The sequence below is a fragment of the Camelimonas lactis genome, from assembly GCF_004342915.1.
In the GTDB taxonomy this organism is placed as follows: domain Bacteria; phylum Pseudomonadota; class Alphaproteobacteria; order Rhizobiales; family Beijerinckiaceae; genus Camelimonas; species Camelimonas lactis.
Map to the genome: position 1 here is coordinate 57,736 of NZ_SLWL01000014.1, position 17,864 is coordinate 75,599.

Consider the following 17,864-nt stretch of genomic DNA (forward strand, 5'->3'; position numbering starts at 1 on the left):
GGTCCACCCGATCACGTCTGCGGCCGCGTCAGTTGCATGCGGTGTGCAACAGATGCCGGATTCAGGGCGAAGATAAGGCGCGGCCCCGCATATGGTGAACGGCGCCCTTGCGACCGCGACGCCGCGGCGGCGGGGAACCACCCGCATGGCATGGCCCGCCGCACGTGCGATGACGGGCGGCTGTCGCCAGCCGCCCGCCCGTAAATCATGCCCCGGGACAGCCGCCCGGCCTCAGCCGCAACTGGCCTTGCCGCACTGGCGCACGGATTTGATGGCCTCGGCCATGGCGTCATGGCCGACGGCGCCCGGAATGATGGTGTCGCCGATGATGAACGAGGGGGTGCCGGTGAGGCCCAGCTTGTCGCCCAGCTCGCGGCTTTCCTTGAGGGCCTCGACGACGGCCGGGGAATCGGCGTCCTTCGCGAGGCGCTTCATGTCGAGCCCCATCTCGCGGGCGACGGCCTCGGCCTGCTCCTTGCCGACGCGGCCCTTCACCGCCATCAACCGCCGGTGGTAGTCGAAAGCGCGTTCACCGGTGAGCTGCTGCTTGGCCGCCAGGGCAATCCGCGACGCCTCCAGCGATTCCTGCCCCAGCACCGGGAAGTCGCGCATCACCACCCGCAGTTTGGCGTCATCCTTCAGCAGGCGCGACATGTCGCTGACCGCGCGTTTGCAGAAGCCGCAGTTGTAGTCAAAAAATTCGACCAGCGTGACATCGCCATCCGGGTTGCCGACGACCACGGCGCTCTTGCTCTTGAGCAAGGTTTCCTTTTCCGTCGCGAGCGCCTGCTGCTGCCTGGTCTCCTGGGCCGTCTGCTGGCGCTTCTCCAGTTCGGCCATGGCCTCCTGCAGCACCTCCGGGTGCGCCACGATGTAACCGTGGACGATCGACTCGATGGCCTTTTTCTGCTCGGGCGTGAAGTCCTGGGCCCGCGCCGCCGGGGCCGCCGCGCTCACGGCGACCATAACGGCCGCGCCAGCGAGCGCGAAACGGCGCCAGCTGGAAACTCCACGAGCGGCAGACCGGTGAATTCCTGAAAAAGCGATCATCTTCGGTTCGATCCCTGCGCCGCGCGCGGCGTTAGTGGGTTTATGGCTTCGCCAGCACCCGAAAAAGCAGCGGCCGGCGCGTAACGCCTGGACGGCCGCCCATCATGGCGACGGAATCTATCACAGCTTGCGTTCTGGCGCATGTTCCCACCTGGCGGCGGCTTACTGCGCCCGGACTTCCTGGCGTTCCCGCAACTGGCGTTCCCACATCGTGGCGCTCTGGCGTTGAGAGTACTATAGACGCCGCATCCGGTCCGGCGCATTCGTCATCGCCATCCGGTCCAGGAACAGGAGCCCAGCCGTGTCCGCCTTGCCTGTCGTTCCGCCGACCCCGGCGCCGTCCCGTCGCACTGCGCGAGTCGCGCCGTTTCTGGCCATGGATGTGTTGTCCGCCGCCAGGGCGAAAGCAAGGCAGGGCGCGGACATCATGCATATGGAGATCGGCCAGCCCTCCGCGCCGACGCCACGCCGGCCGCTGGAAGCAGCCCGCGCCGCCATGGCCAGCGGCCAGATTGGCTATACCGAGGCGCTGGGCCTGCCGTCGCTGCGCGAGCGCATCGCCCGCAGCTACCAGGAGCTCTATGGCGTCAGCGTCGGGGCGGAGCGGGTGATCATCACCACCGGCTCCTCCGGCGGCTTCCTGCTGGCGTTTCTGGCCGCTTTTGAAACCGGCGCGCGCATTGCCTGCGCCTGTCCCGGCTATCCGGCCTACCGCAATATCTTCAACGCCCTCGAAATGGAGACCGTCGATATTCCCGTGGGCGCGGAAGGCGGCTGGTCGATGACCGCGGCGGCCATCGCCGCCGAATCCCGGCTGCGCCCCCTCGACGGCGTGCTGGCGATGAGCCCGTCGAACCCCACCGGCGTCATCGCCAGGCCCAATGAGCTGGCGGATATCGGCGCCCTGTGCCGGGAGCAGGGCCTGTGGCTGATTTCCGACGAAATCTACCACGGCCTGCACTATGGCGCCCCGGCCAGCACGGCGCTGGCGACCGCCCCGGACGCCATCGTCGTCAATTCCTTCTCCAAATATTATTGCATGACAGGCTGGCGCATCGGCTGGCTGGTCGTTCCCCCAGCGCTGGTGCGGCCCATCGAGCGGCTGGCGCAGAGCCTGTTCATCTCCACGCCCTTCCTCAGCCAGGTCGCCGCCGAAGCGGCGTTCGACGCCGTGGACGAGCTGGAGGCGGTGCGCGCCGGCTATGCCCGTAACCGCGAAATCGTGCTCAACGCCCTTGCCGATCTGGGCCTGGACGCCGCGCCCGCCGACGGCGCCTTCTATGCCTATGTGGACGTGTCGCGGCACGCTGCGGATTCCATGGATTTCTGCCGGCGCTTCCTGGATGAGGCCGGCGTCGCCATTACGCCTGGCGCTGATTTCGACCCCCATCTTGGCGCGCGTTTTGCGCGCTTCTCCTTCGCCGGTTCGCAAGAGACATGCGTTGAGGGCATGGCCCGCCTGAAGACCTTTCTGCAAACCGCCTCGCTCCGGGCGTGAAAACAGGCGAAGGACTGACTGTCACCAAATGGGCGCCGCGCTGGCCGCGGCGCGACAGGCCAGTTCGATGTCACTATCTGCAAGCGCGTCCCTGGCGGACGCCCCCGGGGCGCCTGGGCGTCCGAACCTGAACCAGCGGGAGATCTACGCCATCCTTGGCGGCGTCATTCTCGCCATGTTTCTGGCGGCGCTCGACCAGACCATTGTCGCGACGGCGCTGGCGACCATCGGCCGCGACCTTGGCGACCCGGACCTGCTGCCCTGGGTGGTGTCGATCTATCTGCTCGCCGCCACCACGGTGACGCCGCTCTACGGCAAGGCCAGCGACATCTGGGGCCGCCGGCCGTTGATGATGACGGCGATCGCCGTGTTCCTCGCCGGTTCCGTCGCCTGCGCCCTGGCGCCGGACATGATCTCGCTGATCGTCGCGCGCGGCGTCCAGGGGCTGGGCGGCGGCGGCCTGATCTCCCTGGCCCAGACCGTGCTCGCCGACGTGCTGACGCCGAAGGAGCGTTCGCGCTACCAGATTCACATCGCCAGCGTCTTCGCCACCTCCAGCCTGCTGGGGCCGGCGCTCGGCGGCTTCCTGTCCGGCCACCTGCACTGGTCGGCGATTTTCTGGATCAACCTGCCGCTCGGCGGCGTCGCCCTGTGGCTGTGCGCCAGGCTGCTGAAGCGGTTGCCCCGGCATGAGCGCCGTCACCGCCTCGACTTCGCCGGCGCGCTGCTGCTGATGGGCGCCACCATCAGCCTGTTGCTGGCCATGGGCTGGGGCGGCCACCGCTATCCCTGGTTCTCATGGCCCATTGCCGCCGCGGTCGGGCTTTCCCTGGCGCTGTGGGTCCTGTTCGCCCTTCACGTGCGCAGGGCGCGGGAACCGCTGATCCCCCTGGACATCCTGCGCAACCGGGTGGTGGTGCGCGCCTGCGTCGCCGCCTGCTTCGGCATGGGCGTGTTTGTCGGCCTCAGCATCTATGCGCCGCTCTATTTTGAGATTGTCCGGGGCTTCCGCACGGCCGACGCGGGCTTGGGCGTGACCCCGATGATGGTCGCCACCGTGTTCGGCGCCACCGCCTCCGGCCGCAGCATGGTGTACTTCAACCGTTACAAGGGCGTGGCGCTGACGGGCCTCGCCATTTCCTGCCTGTGCCTGGCGGCCCTGGCGGTGTTTCCCCTGGAAACCCGGCCGCCGTGGATCACCATCGCGCTGCTGGCGGCCACCAGCGCCGGCGTCGGCAGCCTGTTTCCGGTGTGCACCATCTCCATTCAAAACGCCGTGGCCCTGCACCAGCTCGGCACGGCCACCGCCGCCATGAACTTTTTCCGCCAGATGGGCGCGGCGCTGATTGTCGCCGCCTTCGGCGCCATCATGCTGAACGGCGCCGCTTTCGCTGGCCACGCCGCCGGCTTTTCCGGCGAGGGCGTCCGCATTGCCGGCGCCCTGACGCCAGACGCGGCGCATGGGCTGGCCATGGTGTTCCGCTGGATTTTCGGCGCGGCTGCGCTCGGCGTCCTCATCGCCGCCGGCTTCCTCGCCAGCATGGAGGAGCGGCCGCTGCGCAGCGCCTGAGACACACCGCGCCACCATCCCACACCACCTCTCCGTCATGCCCGCGCCCGTCGCGGGCATGCGCGTTTTCAGGCCAGGGGCAGGTGGAAAGCGCCCGACCAGAGTAGCTACGGGAAGCGCTTCGCTGACGGACCGGCGGCGTCAAACCATGCGCCCGGCGCAGCGTGGCTGCGGCAATGGCCAGAGCAGGGCTTCCGGTCCACGCAACCGGCCTGCCGCGCGCCGGGTCTGGGCGGCTGCCCGGCCGGCCCGGCGGAAACCGCCCGTGGTCCGCGCCCGAAACAAAACGCCCGCGACAACGTCGCGGGCGTTTTTCATGACTTCGAATCCAGGGATTGAGGCGCAGCGTCAGCCGGCCTTGCGCGACCACCAGCCGCTGCGACGTGGCCGGGCGGGGTCCGTCTCCTGGGTCAGAACCACGGTTTCCGGCTCTGGCGTCGCCGCGACAATGCTGGCCGCGTCAGGCGCGGGCTCCGCCGCTGCGTCCGCAGGCTCCGTCTGCCCGGCGGCGGCTTCCCCGGTCTGCGGCTCGCTGGCGGTGACAGAAGGCTCCGCTGCGGCAGCGTCCGGCTGCGCCTGCTCGCTGGCGCCAAAGGGCGTCCAGCCGCCAGTCTCCACCACCGCGCTCTCGGCAAAGCCGGCGGGCTCGGCCGTGTCTCCCATGCGATAATCAGCCACCGGAGCAAGGGAAGGGCCGCCATCACGCTCATCGCGACGGCCGCCGCGGCGGCCGCGACGACGACGACGCCCGCCGCGCTCGCCAGCATCATCGCCCGCATCGTCGGTTGCGCCTTCGCCGGCGCCAGCTTCCTCGCTCACGGCCTCCTGGGCGGGGCCTTCACCGGCCAGGCCAGCATCAGCGTCGTCGCCGCCCGCATCCGCAACAGCATCGCGGTCATCATCGCCAACCTCACCAGCGGCGCCCTCAAAGCCGTTGTCGTCCTCTCCGCGACCACCACGACGGCGACGGCGGCGACGGCGGCGGCGGTTGTCGCTGTCGCCATTATCGCCGTTCTGCTCTCCGGCGGCAGCCGGGGCTTCCTCGCGCTCGTCCTCGCCGGCCTCGATCTCGATAGCCTCGCCCTCGATCGCCTGCGTGTCGTCAGCGAAGAAGCTCTCCAGCTGCACGCCCGTGGCCGGGGCCCGCGCCACGCCGGTCGCCGGTTCGCCGCGCTCCAGGTGGTAATGGGTCTGGCCGATCAGCGTGTCGTCCACCAGCACGCAGATCTCGACGCCGAAGCGCGATTCCAGATCGCGCAGATGGTTGCGCTTCTGGTTGAGGATATACAGCGCCACCTCGGTGCGGGTGCGGACATTGAGGTTGTGGCTGTTATTGCGGATCAGCGCTTCCTCCAGCATGCGCAGCACCTGCAGGGCGATCGACGGCACGGAGCGGACCGTGCCGGCGCCGGCGCAGTGCGGGCAGGGGATCGAGGAGCTTTCCAGCACGCCGGTGCGGATGCGCTGGCGCGACATTTCCATCAGGCCGAATGGCGAGATGCGGCCCACCTGAATGCGGGCCCGGTCGTTCTTCAGGCACTCCTTGAGCTTCTTCTCAACCGCGCGGTTGTTGCGGCCTTCCTCCATGTCGATGAAATCGATCACGATCAGGCCGGCGAGGTCGCGCAGGCGAAGCTGACGGGAAATCTCTTCCGCCGCTTCCAGATTGGTGCGCAGCGCCGTGTCCTCGATCGAGTGCTCACGGGTGGAGCGGCCCGAGTTCACGTCGATCGACACCAGCGCTTCCGTCGGGTTGATGACGATATAGCCGCCCGACTTCAGCGTGACATGGGTGGAGAACATGGCGTCGAGCTGCGGCTCCACGCCGTAATGGGCGTAAAGCGGCTGCGCGCCCTTGTACTGGCGCACCACGCCGGCGTTGTCCGGCATCAGCATGCGCATGAAATCACGCGCCTCGCTGAAACCGGCGTCGCCGGAAACCAACACGTCGTCGATATCGCTGTTGTAGAGGTCGCGGATGGCGCGCTTGATCAGCGAGCCTTCCTCATAGACCAGGCACGGAGCTGAAGACTTGAGAGTGAGCTCGCGCACGCTCTCCCACAGGCGCAGCAGATACTCGAAATCGCGCGTCACTTCCTGGGGCGTGCGCGAGGCGCCGGCGGTGCGCAGAATGATGCCCATGCCCTGCGGCACTTCCAGCGCCGAGGCGATTTCCTTCAGGCGCTTGCGGTCGCCGGAATTGGTGATCTTGCGGGAAATGCCGCCGCCGCGCGCCGTGTTGGGCATCAGCACCGAATAGCGGCCGGCGAGGGAAAGGTACGTGGTCAGGGCCGCGCCCTTGTTGCCGCGCTCTTCCTTCACCACCTGGACCAGCAGGATCTGCCGGCGCTTGATGACTTCCTGAATCTTGTACTGACGACGGCTGGAGCGGAAGCGACGCTCGGAAACTTCTTCCAGCGCGTCGGCGCCGCCGACCTGCTCAACGGAATCGTCTTCATCCTCGCCGTCGTCGCCGTTTTCGCCATTTTCGGCGTCGGCCGCTGTTTCGACGTCTCCGTCCGCCTCGCCGCCCACGGTCTCGACCACGTCGTCGCCGGAGGCCGACAGTTCGGTCACCGAGCCCACGTCATCGAACGTGACGGCGTCCGCGGCGGTTTCACCCGATGCATCGTCGTCATGACCGGAGGCTTCGTCCCCGGACACGGTCGCCTCGGCGGAAACAGAATCGCTGTTGCGCGCCCGCATGCTGCGATCGCGGCGCGATTTGCGACGGGCGCCGCGCTCTTCTTCCTGCTCCTCGCGCGCGGCTTCCTCGGCCTGCTCGGCGAGCAGCGCCTGCCGGTCGGCGACCGGGATCTGGTAGTAGTCAGGGTGAATCTCGCTGAAGGCGAGAAAACCGTGGCGATTGCCGCCATATTCAACGAACGCCGCCTGCAGCGAGGGCTCTACCCGGGTGACCTTGGCGAGATAGATATTGCCGCGGAGCTGGCGCCGGCTCGATGATTCGAAATCGAATTCTTCAACCTTCTGACCGCGAACCACGACCACCCGGGTTTCCTCCGGGTGGGACGCGTCGATAAGCATCTTGTTGGCCATAGTGAACTTCCGTTGTCGCAAGCCCCGGAAAAAGCGCGCGCCTCCGGCAAGCGGCCAGAGACGGGATTCCCTTGTGTGGGCTGCGATTGCGCCAGACGAATCCGGAACTGGAACGGCCGGCGCATGATTGTGGAGGGGAACGAAGGAGGAGCGAAGGCCGCGTCGCGTCTGACAGCCCCGAACGACCGCCGCCGCAAACCTGTGCGGTCAATGGCAGATCGGACTGGGCCAGAACCCGGCGCGCGCCCATTAAAATTCCTCGTGACGCCACGCTGGCCAAAAGACCACGGGCAAATAACTGCTCGCAAGCAGCTGAAAAAACGCCCCGCCGCGATCCGGAAATGGGTCCGTCGTGCAGCCGCGTGGATCAAAAGACGCGGGGAGCGTCAAATCCGCTGGCTGTTCCGGCGACTGGCGCCGTCCGCCGATCTGGCAGACGCGCGCCGATTTGCGGCGGGTTACACCATCAATACATAGCCGGCCCCTTGCTTGGCAAGTTGAATGTTCCAGCCGTCGCGCCCCCGGGCTGATTCCCGCCGGAAGCGGGCCCCGTTATGATGACCGGCGCACGGACATTGCGCCGGTTCAGGTTCAGGCGACCTGTCCCGGAATCCCGCAGTCGGGATCGGGACAGTTTGCGGCCGGATCGCGCAGGTTAAGGGGCAATCACCGCCAGGCTGTTGATTCTGACAACATTTTCGGCGCCGCGAGGGATGCACCGCCGGTTCGACCTCTCCGGCAATCGACGGCAGGCTCTTAAAGCAGGGCCAGAACTGTATTATAGCAGGCTGCATGCAGGACGGGACGCAGACGCCGCAAGGGCAAACAGCGAAACGGCGCCAGGGCGAGCCAGCCGCCAGACTGAAGCGCGACCGGGCGATCGCCGTTGCGCTTTCCGTTGCGCTCGCCGTCGCCGGCCACGCGGCCCAGGCGACGCCCGACGCCGGCTCCGCCGTCAGCGCGCCCCCCGCGCAGGCGTCGGCCCCGGCGGAGACGCGGGCCGTCACCAACGCCGTGAGCGTGACAGGCGACAACCACGTCACCACCTTGAGCTTCACCATCTCGCGCCCGGTGAAGGCCCGCGCTTTCGTCATGGAGCGCCCGGACCGGGCTGTCATCGAGTTGCCCGCCGTCAATTTCCAGCTGCCCCAGGGCGCCGGCCGTCACGGCAAGGGCCTCGCCAGCTCGTTCCGCTACGGCGTGTTCGCGCCGGGAAAATCCCGCATCGTCATCGATCTGGCCGCGCCCGCCGCCGTCACCCGCGTCACCTCGGTCCAGCCGGACAACGCCCTGCCGCGCCTGGAGATCGACATCACGCGCGTCGACCGGGCCTATTTCCACAAGGAAGCCCGCCTGGCGGCCGGGCAGGGCGCCGGGCAGGCTCCGCCGCCCGCCGCCGTGGCGCCGCCGGACAACGCCGACCGGCGACCGGTGATCGTGCTCGACCCAGGCCACGGCGGCCTCGATAACGGCGCCATCAATTCCGCCGGACTGGTCGAGAAGGACATCGTGCTCGCCTTCACGCAGCGGTTGCGCGAACACCTTGAGGCCACGGGGCGCTATCGCGTGATCATGACGCGTGAAGACGATGTGTTTGTATCCCTGGGTGACCGGGTGCGCATCGCCCAGCAACACCGGGCGGCCCTGTTCCTCTCGGTGCACGCCGACATTCTGCGCGAGAGCCCCGGCGTGCGCGGCGCCACCATCTATACCGGCTCGAAACTGGCCACGGACACGGAATCCGCCCAGCTTGCCGACAAGGAAAACGACGCCGACCGCGCAGCGGGCGTCACCTCCCAGGTCGACAACGATCAGGTGGCGAACATCCTGCTTGACCTCACCATGCGGGAAACCAGGGCCTTCTCCAACGTGCTGGCGACCAGGCTCGTCGGCGGCCTCAGCCAGGTGATCCGCATGAACAAGAACCCGCACCGTTCGGCGCGGTTCATCGTTCTCACCGCGCCGGACACGCCGTCGGCGCTGCTGGAAATCGGCTATCTTTCGAGCACCCGCGACGCCGACCTGATGAATTCGCCAGGGTGGCGCGACCGCACCACCGCCGCGCTGGCCAAGGCGATCAACCAGTATTTTGACGGGCGACGGTCGATGACCGCCCCGGGAATTATCCCCTGACGGCGGCGCTCCCCGCCGTACCCCGTTCGCGTCTCCTGCGGCGGATTTGTCGCGCGCCGCCGGAATCTTGCCGCACACATCGCTTTTGATATTCAACAACGGCGTTCGGCAATAGGAATCATGATGGCCGCCCCTGACTCGCGCCGGCGCGCGCCACCATGTAAACACGCGTATCGTTAACGCGCATTCCCTCCGGGCCGCGGCATCGCGGCGTCCGGTCAATGGCAGACGGCGGGCCAGTTTCGCATGCGTTTTGTTTTGCGTTTCATCGCATTTCTCTTCGGGCTGGCTTTCACGGTCACGGTCGTGGGCGCCGCTGTGGTCGGCTATTTCATCTGGCATTATTCCCAGGATCTGCCGGACTACACCCAGCTGCGCGACTACGAGCCGCCGGTGATGACCCGCTTCCACGCCCGCGACGGCCGGCTGCTGGCCGAATATGCGCGTGAGCGGCGTCTGTTCCTGCCGATCCAGGCGATTCCGCGCCAGGTGGTCGCCGCCTTCCTCTCGGCCGAGGACAAAAATTTCTACAGCCACGTTGGCGTCGACCCCTTCGGCACCCTGCGCGCCGTGGTGCAGAACGTCGGCCGCAAGAGCTCGGGCCAGCGCGAGCAGGGCGCCTCGACCATTACCCAGCAGGTGGCGAAGAACTTCCTTGTCGGCAACCAGCGCAGCTACGAGCGCAAGATCCGAGAGGCGCTGGTCGCCCTGCGCATCGAGAACGCCTACACCAAGGACAAGATTCTCGAGCTGTATCTGAACGAGATTTATCTGGGTTCAGGCAACTATGGCGTCGCCGCCGCCGCCCTGAACTATTTCGGCAAATCGGTGCACGAACTGACCGTCGCCGAGGCCGCCTATCTGGCGGCGTTGCCCAAGGCGCCCAACAATTACAACGCGTTCCGCCACACCGCAGCGGCCACCGATCGCCGCAACTGGGTGATCGAGCGCATGTACGAGAACGACTACATCACCCGCGAGCAGGCCGACCAGGCCCGCAGGCAGCCGCTGGGCGTCTCGCCGCGCTCGCTTTCTCCCAACACCTACGCCGCCGGCTATTTCGCCGAGGAAGTGCGCCGCGAGATCGCCGAGCGCTACGGCGAGAAGAAGCTGTACGACGGCGGCCTCTCGGTGCGCACGACGCTCGATCCGACCATGCAGGCCATGGCCCGCAAGGCGCTGGTCGACGGTCTGGTGCGTTACGACGAAGCGCGCGGCTGGCATGGGGTGGTGGACAGGATCGACCTGCGGGAGACGGCGGACTGGGGCAAGGCCCTGGGCGAGCAGAAGACCCTGACCGACGTGCAGCCCTGGCGTCTCGCCGTGGTGCTGGACAGCAGCGCCGCCGGCGTGCGCATCGGCCTGCAGCCGGAGCGCAACGGCAATGGCTCGCTCGATACGCGCCGCGTCACCGGCCAGATCGACGCCGACGGCGTGCGCTGGACGCGCAAGGGCAAGCCCGGCGCCTTCCTGTCGCCTGGCGACGTCATTTACGCCGAGCCCATCGAAAAGAAGCCTGGCTTCTATCGCCTGCGCCAGATTCCGGCGATCTCCGGCGCCATGGTGGCGATGGACCCGCTGACCGGCCGCGTCTTCGCCATGGTCGGCGGCTTCTCCTTCGACCAGAGCGAGTTCAACCGCGCCACCCAGGCGCAGCGCCAGCCAGGCTCCTCGTTCAAGCCGATCGTTTACGCCACGGCGCTGGACAACGGCTACACCCCGTCCACCACCGTCTACGATTCGCCGATCGAGATCGAACAGGGGCCCGGCCTGCCGCCATGGCGGCCAGAGAACTACAGCGGCAAGTTCTCCGGCCCGCACACCCTGCGCTATGGCATCGAGCAATCGCGCAACGTCATGACCGTGCGCCTGGCGCGCGACGTCGGCATGCCGCTGATCGCCGAGTATTCCCGTCGCTTCGGCGTCTATGACGAGTTGCAGAAATATCTGCCCATGTCGCTGGGCGCCGGCGAAACCACCGTCATGCGCATGACGGCGGCCTATTCGATGTTCGCCAACGGCGGCAAGCGCATCAAGCCGACGCTGATCGACCGCATTCAGGACCGCTGGGGCAAGACGATCTACCGTCACGACGAGCGCATCTGTGAAGGCTGCAACGCCGACCACTGGGCCAACCAGTCGGAGCCGACGCTGATCGACCGGCGCGAGCAGGTCATCGATCCGCTCACCGCGTACCAGATCACCCATATTCTGGAAGGCGTGGTGCAGCGCGGCACCGCCACCATGCTGAAGGCGGTGGGCAAACCGCTGGCGGGCAAGACCGGCACCACCAATGACGCCAAGGACGTGTGGTTCGTCGGCTTTTCGCCGGATCTCGCCGTTGGCGTTTACCTCGGCTATGATCAGCCCCGGTCGCTGGGCGGTCGCGTCACCGCCGGCCATCTGGCCGCGCCCGTGGTGCGCGACTTCCTCAACATGGCGCTGAAGGACAAGCCGGCCACGCCATTCCGCGTGCCGCCAGGCATCAAGCTGGTGAAGGTCAACGCCAAAACCGGCCTGCGCGCCAGCGGCGAAGGCGGCGCCGTGATTCTGGAGGCCTTCAAGCCTGGCACCGCGCCCCCGGACTATGTGGCTGGAGGTGAATCCGCTCCGCGTCCGCAGGCGTCGCCCCAGGCGTACCAGCCGGCGCCGCAGGAATATGACGGTGGAGGCGGGGGCTTCTGATCCTCCCCGTCGGCGGGCTTCTGCCCCATGGCGCACGGCCGGGCGGCGGTTTACATGAGCGGCCGGTGCGGCTAGAGCCTGATCGCGGCGGGCAGTCCCGCTCCGAATGTTCAAGCGTTTTTGCGTATCCAGAAAAGAACCGACATGCGTGCAGAAATCCAATCGCTGGCAGAAGCGGCCAAGCAGTCCGTGGGACTGCTGAGGAGGCATCTTTGACTGGGATGTCGCCGTCAAACGTCTCGCAGAGCTGAACGCCCTTTCTGAATCTCCCGAGTTCTGGAACGACGCGGACGCGGCCCAGAAGCTGATGCGCGAGCGCACCGATCTGGAAGAGCGCATCGGCGCCATCGAGCGCATGGAGCGCGACCTCGGCGATTCCATCGAGCTCATCGACATGGGCGAGGCGGAAGGCGACGCGGATATCGTCACCGAGGGCGAGGAGGCGATCCGCGCCATCGCGGCTGAAGCCGGCAAACGCCAGATCGAGACCCTGCTCTCCGGCGAGGCGGACGCCAACGACACCTATCTGGAAGTGCACTCGGGCGCTGGCGGCACCGAAAGCCAGGACTGGGCCAGCATGCTGCTGCGCATGTATACCCGCTGGGCCGAGCGCAAGGGCTTCAAGGTCGACGTGATCGAATACACCGCTGGCGAAGAAGCCGGCATCAAGGGCGCCACGCTCCAGATTAAAGGGCATAACGCCTATGGCTGGCTGAAGACCGAGTCCGGCGTGCATCGCCTGGTGCGGATTTCGCCGTTCGATTCCAACGCCCGGCGCCACACCAGCTTCGCCTCCGCCTGGGTTTACCCGGTGGTGGACGACCGCATCCAGGTGGACGTCAACGAATCGGATTGCCGCATCGACACCTTCCGCGCCTCTGGCGCCGGCGGCCAGCACGTCAACACCACCGACTCGGCGGTGCGCATCACCCACATTCCCACCGGAATCGTGGTGGCCTGCCAGCAGGAGCGCTCCCAGCACAAGAACCGCGCCACGGCGTGGAACATGCTGCGCGCCCGGCTGTACGAGCTGGAACTGCAGAAGCGCGAGGAGAAGGCCAACGCCGAAACCGCCGCCAAGACGGATATCGGCTGGGGCCACCAGCTGCGCTCCTATGTGCTGCAGCCCTACCAGCTGGTGAAGGACCTGCGCACCGGCGTGCAGTCCACCAGCCCGGACGACGTGCTCGACGGCGATCTCGATCCCTTCGTCGAAGCCGCCCTGGCGCACCGTGTCTATGGCGGCGCGGCCGAAGTGGAAGACATCGACTGAACGGGTTTTGCCCGAACATCAGAAGGCCCGGCTCCGCAAGGACCGGGCCTTTTGCTTGCCGCGTTCCGAAACGCGCTCTCAGGCGGCGCGCGCCGCCGCCAGCACTTCGGCGGCGTGGCCCGCAGGCTTCACCTTGCGCCAGATGCGGATGATTTTGCCATCGGCGCCGATCAGCACGGTGGTGCGCTCCACCCCCATGTACTTGCGGCCATACATGCTTTTTTCCACCCAGACGCCCCATGCCGCCAGCGTCGTCTGCTCCGGGTCGGCGGCAAGGGCGATGTCCAGCCCATGCTTCGCCGCGAACTTCTGGTGGGAGGCGACCGCATCGGGCGAAACGCCGATCACCGTCACGCCCGCCGCCTCGAACTGCGGTTTCAGGGCGTTGAACTCCAGCGCCTCCGTGGTGCAGCCTGGCGTATTGTCCTTTGGGTAAAAGTACACGACCACCTTCCGACCCCTGAGACCAGCGAGCGAAACTTCCCCGCCAGCGCCCAGGGGCAGCCGGAGATCCGGCGCCAGAAAGCCTTCTTTAAGCGGCATACGCATTCCTTTCCAGGGAGAATCCCGGCAGAATCCGGACGCCGGACGGATTGCGAACGTTATCCATTTGTAACCGGCATTCTGAAAAATGTGGCCGGCAGGCCGGGAATCATATTGCTCTGGAGCACAGGTTCATCATTCCGCGCCAGACCGCCAGCCCCATCCCGCCCGGCGGCGCCCGGCGCAAGGGCGGCGCCCTGGAGCTTGCCCGCCGGGCGCGCCAGGCCGGGCGTCCCGGGCGAGGGGCGCCGACGTCACGCAGACGCCAGCATCATGGGGGCGTCAGACAACAGGGGGGCAGCTGGTTCAGCCCGTCTGGACCTTGCCTGACCTTACCGTACGCCTGAACGAAGGGAATGCCCCCGGTTGCCAAGGTTGACCCCGCCCACGCGCTTCAGACTGCGCCGGAAAAAACGCGAGGCTTCAGCGCGCCGCCCCGCCAGTCAGGCGGGCGGCGCGCCGCACGGCGCGCGCCGGAGCCTTGCCCGGCGTTCCGTGCGCGCAGCCAGCCTGCTGGTCGCCGTCAGCGCCTGTTTCGCGGTGTTGCTCGCGGGCGTGCTCGCCGTGCGCCTGGCTATCGGCCCCATCGCCATCGAGGGGCTGTCCCAACGCGTGGCGGCCGCCATGAACCGGCAGATTGGCAATGGATGGGAGGCGCGCATCAACGCCGCCGCCATCAATCACGCCGGTCTCAATCCGGCGCTCACCCTGCAGGGCGTCGCCATCATCGCGCCGGATGGCCAACGGGCCATCGCCGCGCCGGAAGCCACCGTCTCTGTCGATCCATGGAGCCTGGTCTGGGGCCAGTTCCGGCCGCGCTCCATTGAGTTCCGCGGTCTGGCGCTGCGGCTGGCCATGGGGGCGGAAGGCGAAATTTCGTTTCAGGCGGGCGCCGAAACGGAGCCAGCCGTCGCAACTTCACCCGCCACGGGCGGCGCTGCGGCGGCGGCGCCCCAATTGCCCGATATCCTCGCCAGGGGCGTTGCCTCCGCCATCGAGCTGCTGACCCAGAGCGACGGCCTGCTTGGCGGCATCGACACCGCCAGCATCAGCGATGCGCGCGTCATCCTCGTCGGGGCGGATGGCGCCGAGCGCTTCCGGTTTAGCGACGCGGACCTGAGCTTCAGCCGGCCCAAGGACAATCTGCGCAATTTTTCGTTTGAACTGACGGGCGGCAAGGGCCGCTGGCGCCTCGACGGCGCCGTATCCGGGCGCGGCGGAGAAAAGCGCGTCGCCAACGTCACGTTCCGCGACGTCCCCGTGTCCGACCTCCAGGCGTTCAGCCATCGCGACAAGGCGGTGTGGACGGACATGCCCCTCTCGGGCTCGATCATGGGCGCGGTGCGCTCCGACGGCGTTCTGGTGGATCTTGTCGCCAGGGTGCGCGGCGCTCCAGCGGTGATCCACACCGATGACCCGGACATGCCGCAGTTCACCATGAACGCCGCGGAGCTGGAAACGAGCTGGCGGCCCGCTGAGCAGAAGTTCGACATTCAACGCCTTCACGCCGCCTGGGACGGCTACCACGTCACCGCGTCGGGGGCGCTGGAGCGCGGCGAGGGCGATGACCAGTGGCGACTGGCGCTGACATCCACGGACGCCCTGGCGGCGCCCTTCGGGCCAGGCGACGCGCCGCTGCCAGTTGACCGCATCACCGCGCGCCTGGCCGGCTCCAGCGATGGGGGAGCCCGCATCGACCAGTTTGATGTCGCGACCAGACTGGGACTGGTCTCGGTGACCGGCCAGCTGGGCGGCGTCGCCACCGGCGATGGGGTCAACCTTGATATTGTCGGCAAGAACGCCGACACGCGCGCCGCCCTCGCCATGTGGCCGTCCTTCGCCGCCCGGGCCGTGCGCGATTACATGGGGCGCACGTTCATGTCCGGCCATGTGGACAGTTTTGACGTGCGCGTGCGCATGACCCGCGACGACATTCTGAAGGCGCGGCAGCGCATGCCCATGCGCGCCGGGGAACTGACGGTCGACGTGGCCATGCGCGACGCCATGTGGCGCGCCTCGCCCGACACTCCGCCGGTTCACGCCTCCGCCACCGCAGCCGTCACCGGCGTTGAGGCCCGCATCGCCGTGCAGGAGGCGCGGATGACGCCCGCCGACGGCCCGGCGTTGCCCATATCCGGCGGCGAGGTGGTCATCCATTCGGCGCAGCGGCCTGTGCCATCCGCCGATGTCGCCTTCCACGTCAGCGGCGACCTGCCGACCCTCATGCGCGTGATGGCCAGCGCCGGGCTCGGCGCCGCGCCGATTGACCCCGCCCGGGTCAGCGGCCAAGCGCAACTGGATGTGGGGCTGACAATTCCCCTGAAGCCGGCGACCGAGGCCGTCGAGGTCCAGCCGCGGATTTCCGGCTCGCTCAGCGACGTCGCCATCACCCGCGTCATGGGCGAGCACGGCCTCGAGGCCGGCTCCTTCCAGGTGCTGGTCGATGACGCCCAGAGCCAGCTGAAAGGCGACGGGCGCATCGCCGCCGCGCCGGTCAATATCGACCTGCGGCAGCCGCGCAAAAGCCGCGCCGGCGGTGAAATCCGGGTCGCGGCGACGCTTGATGACGCCGCCCGGGCCCGCTTCAACGTCAATCTGGGCTCCGGTTTTTCAGGACCGGTGACCATTCACGCCGCCCTGCCGCTGGACGACGCCGCCGGGCAGGATGCGACGAAGGCCGGCGGCCAGCGCATCGACGTGGACCTGGCGCGCGCGCGCATCGTCGAACTGCTGCCCGGCTGGTCCAAGCCCGCCGGAAAGCCTGGCCGGCTGACATTTCTGCTGGAGACCCAGCGGGGGGCCTGGCGACTTTCCGACCTTGCGCTGGAAGCCGGCAATGTTTCCGCCAGCAAGGGCGTGATGGAGGTCGACGCCAAAGGCGGCTTCCAGCGGCTGCGCTTTCCCAGCTTCCGCATGTCGCCCAGCGACAACATGCGCGTCGATGTCGAGCGGGTTGAGGACGTCTACAAGGTAAATGTGCGCGGCCAGTTCATCGACGCCAGACCAATGGTGCGCGCCATCGTCACCGATGACGGCGGCAAGGGCGCCCCGGCCAGCGGCGCCGGCGCGCCGAAGATCGATCTGGATCTCTCTGCCGCCATCCTCGCGGGCTTCAATGATGAATCGCTCACCAACGCCACGCTGAAACTCACCTCCCGCGGCGGCCAGGTGCGCCAGGCGGCCATGGACGGGCGCTTTGGCCAGGCTTCGGCTTCGCTGCGTCTTTCGCCGCAGGGGGCGGGGACGGAAAACCTGGAGGTCCGGGCCGCAAACGCCGGCGCGCTGCTCCGTTTCGCTGATCTTTACCGGCGCATGTATGGCGGTGATCTGGTCATTTCGGCCCAGCTCGGCCGCAGAACCCAGACCGGCTCGATCGATGTGGCGCGCTTCACGTTGCGGGATGAACCCGCCCTCGGGCGCATTGTCGCCGCCCAGCCGGCCGCCGGCTCCAAACGCATTAACGTATCGGAGGTGCCGTTTCAGCGCCTGCAAGGCTCGTTCGATCGCCGGGCCGGCAGGGTGCAGCTGCGCGACGGCATTATCTGGGGACCGCAGGTTGGCATCAAGCTTGATGGAACCGTCGATTTCGCGCGGGACCGCACCGATCTGACCGGCACGTTCATCCCCGCTTACGCCCTCAACAATGCGTTTGCCCGCATCCCGCTGGTGGGGCCGCTGATCGGCGGCGGCGCCAATGAGGGATTGTTCGCGGTCAGCTTCCGCATCACCGGGCCAGCCAGCGCGCCGACCCTGACGGTCAACCCGCTCACCGCCGTGGCGCCGGGCATCTTCCGCAAGTTTCTGGAAGTGTTCACGCCAGATGGCGCGGGTCAGGCGCAACAGGCGCCGCCAACGCCCCCCGGTCGCGTTCCCTAGCGCATAAGGCGGAGCTTTTTTCCCCGGGAAAGCTTGCAACCGCAAAGAAGCGCGCGAGCGTCAGGCTTCGCCGGGCAGCTCTGGAGGAGCAGCCTGCGCGTGAGCGGACCAGCGTGCGGGAGAGCGATGCATGGGCAGAAGCGGCGCATGAAAAAAGGGCGGCCCGCAGACCGCCCCTC

Annotated in this window: 9 protein-coding genes; 6 read left to right on the forward strand and 3 right to left on the reverse strand. The window is 67.6% G+C overall.

The features are described 5' to 3' along the window. Nucleotides 1–231: 231 nt before the first annotated feature. Nucleotides 232–966 (reverse strand): DsbA family protein, encoded by a 735-nt coding sequence (locus EV666_RS14625; RefSeq protein WP_245514449.1) that lies wholly within the window; start codon nt 964–966, stop codon nt 232–234. Between the two features lie 460 nt (nt 967–1,426). On the opposite strand from EV666_RS14625, the gene EV666_RS14630 reads away from it, so the two are divergent. Further along, nucleotides 1,427–2,548, forward strand: coding sequence for a pyridoxal phosphate-dependent aminotransferase (locus EV666_RS14630; protein WP_132009751.1), 1,122 nt, complete (start codon nt 1,427–1,429; stop codon nt 2,546–2,548). Nucleotides 2,549–2,615: 67 nt separating this feature from the next. Continuing rightward, nucleotides 2,616–4,118: an MFS transporter gene (locus EV666_RS14635; protein WP_132009619.1), complete on the forward strand. Its 1,503-nt coding sequence runs from the start codon at nt 2,616–2,618 to the stop codon at nt 4,116–4,118. A gap of 348 nt (nt 4,119–4,466) precedes the next feature. On the opposite strand, the gene EV666_RS14640 is transcribed toward EV666_RS14635, so the two are convergent. After that, on the reverse strand, nt 4,467–7,175 hold the full coding sequence (locus EV666_RS14640) for an Rne/Rng family ribonuclease (protein ID WP_132009622.1): 2,709 nt from the start codon (nt 7,173–7,175) through the stop codon (nt 4,467–4,469). A gap of 792 nt (nt 7,176–7,967) precedes the next feature. Between EV666_RS14640 and EV666_RS14645 the strand changes: the two genes are divergently transcribed. The 3 genes from EV666_RS14645 (at nt 7,968) to prfB (ending at nt 13,266) form a co-directional block, all read left to right on the forward strand. Beyond that, nucleotides 7,968–9,308 (forward strand): N-acetylmuramoyl-L-alanine amidase, encoded by a 1,341-nt coding sequence (locus EV666_RS14645; protein ID WP_132009625.1) that lies wholly within the window; start codon nt 7,968–7,970, stop codon nt 9,306–9,308. 246 nt (nt 9,309–9,554) lie between these two features. Beyond that, entirely contained in the window at nt 9,555–11,993 is a 2,439-nt protein-coding gene (locus EV666_RS14650) for a penicillin-binding protein 1A (protein ID WP_132009628.1), read from the forward strand. A gap of 144 nt (nt 11,994–12,137) precedes the next feature. Then, nucleotides 12,138–13,266 (forward strand): peptide chain release factor 2 gene (gene prfB, locus EV666_RS14655; RefSeq protein ID WP_132009631.1). Its coding sequence is split into 2 segments (ribosomal slippage): nt 12,138–12,206 and nt 12,208–13,266, totalling 1,128 coding nucleotides; the frame shifts between segments, so codons are not numbered across the junction. Between the two features lie 78 nt (nt 13,267–13,344). Here prfB and EV666_RS14660 read toward each other — a convergent pair. Beyond that, nucleotides 13,345–13,809 carry a peroxiredoxin gene (locus tag EV666_RS14660; RefSeq protein ID WP_132009634.1) on the reverse strand — a complete coding sequence of 155 codons (465 nt, stop codon included), beginning with the start codon at nt 13,807–13,809 and terminating at the stop codon, nt 13,345–13,347. A 495-nt stretch (nt 13,810–14,304) separates the two neighbouring features. Between EV666_RS14660 and EV666_RS14665 the strand changes: the two genes are divergently transcribed. Beyond that, nucleotides 14,305–17,685, forward strand: a complete 3,381-nt coding sequence (locus tag EV666_RS14665) for a YhdP family protein (RefSeq protein ID WP_132009637.1) — start codon at nt 14,305–14,307, stop codon at nt 17,683–17,685. Nucleotides 17,686–17,864: the final 179 nt, after the last annotated feature.

Excerpts from the sequence above, each read along its gene's own strand:
- EV666_RS14625 (WP_245514449.1), bottom strand. The coding sequence starts at position 966 with ATGGTCGCCGTGAGCGCGGCGGCCCCGGCGGCGCGGGCCCAGGACTTC.
- EV666_RS14630 (WP_132009751.1), top strand. The coding sequence starts at position 1,427 with ATGGATGTGTTGTCCGCCGCCAGGGCGAAAGCAAGGCAGGGCGCGGAC.
- EV666_RS14635 (WP_132009619.1), top strand. The coding sequence starts at position 2,616 with ATGTCACTATCTGCAAGCGCGTCCCTGGCGGACGCCCCCGGGGCGCCT.
- EV666_RS14640 (WP_132009622.1), bottom strand. The coding sequence starts at position 7,175 with ATGGCCAACAAGATGCTTATCGACGCGTCCCACCCGGAGGAAACCCGG.
- EV666_RS14645 (WP_132009625.1), top strand. The coding sequence starts at position 7,968 with ATGCAGGACGGGACGCAGACGCCGCAAGGGCAAACAGCGAAACGGCGC.
- EV666_RS14650 (WP_132009628.1), top strand. The coding sequence starts at position 9,555 with ATGCGTTTTGTTTTGCGTTTCATCGCATTTCTCTTCGGGCTGGCTTTC.
- EV666_RS14660 (WP_132009634.1), bottom strand. The coding sequence starts at position 13,809 with ATGCCGCTTAAAGAAGGCTTTCTGGCGCCGGATCTCCGGCTGCCCCTG.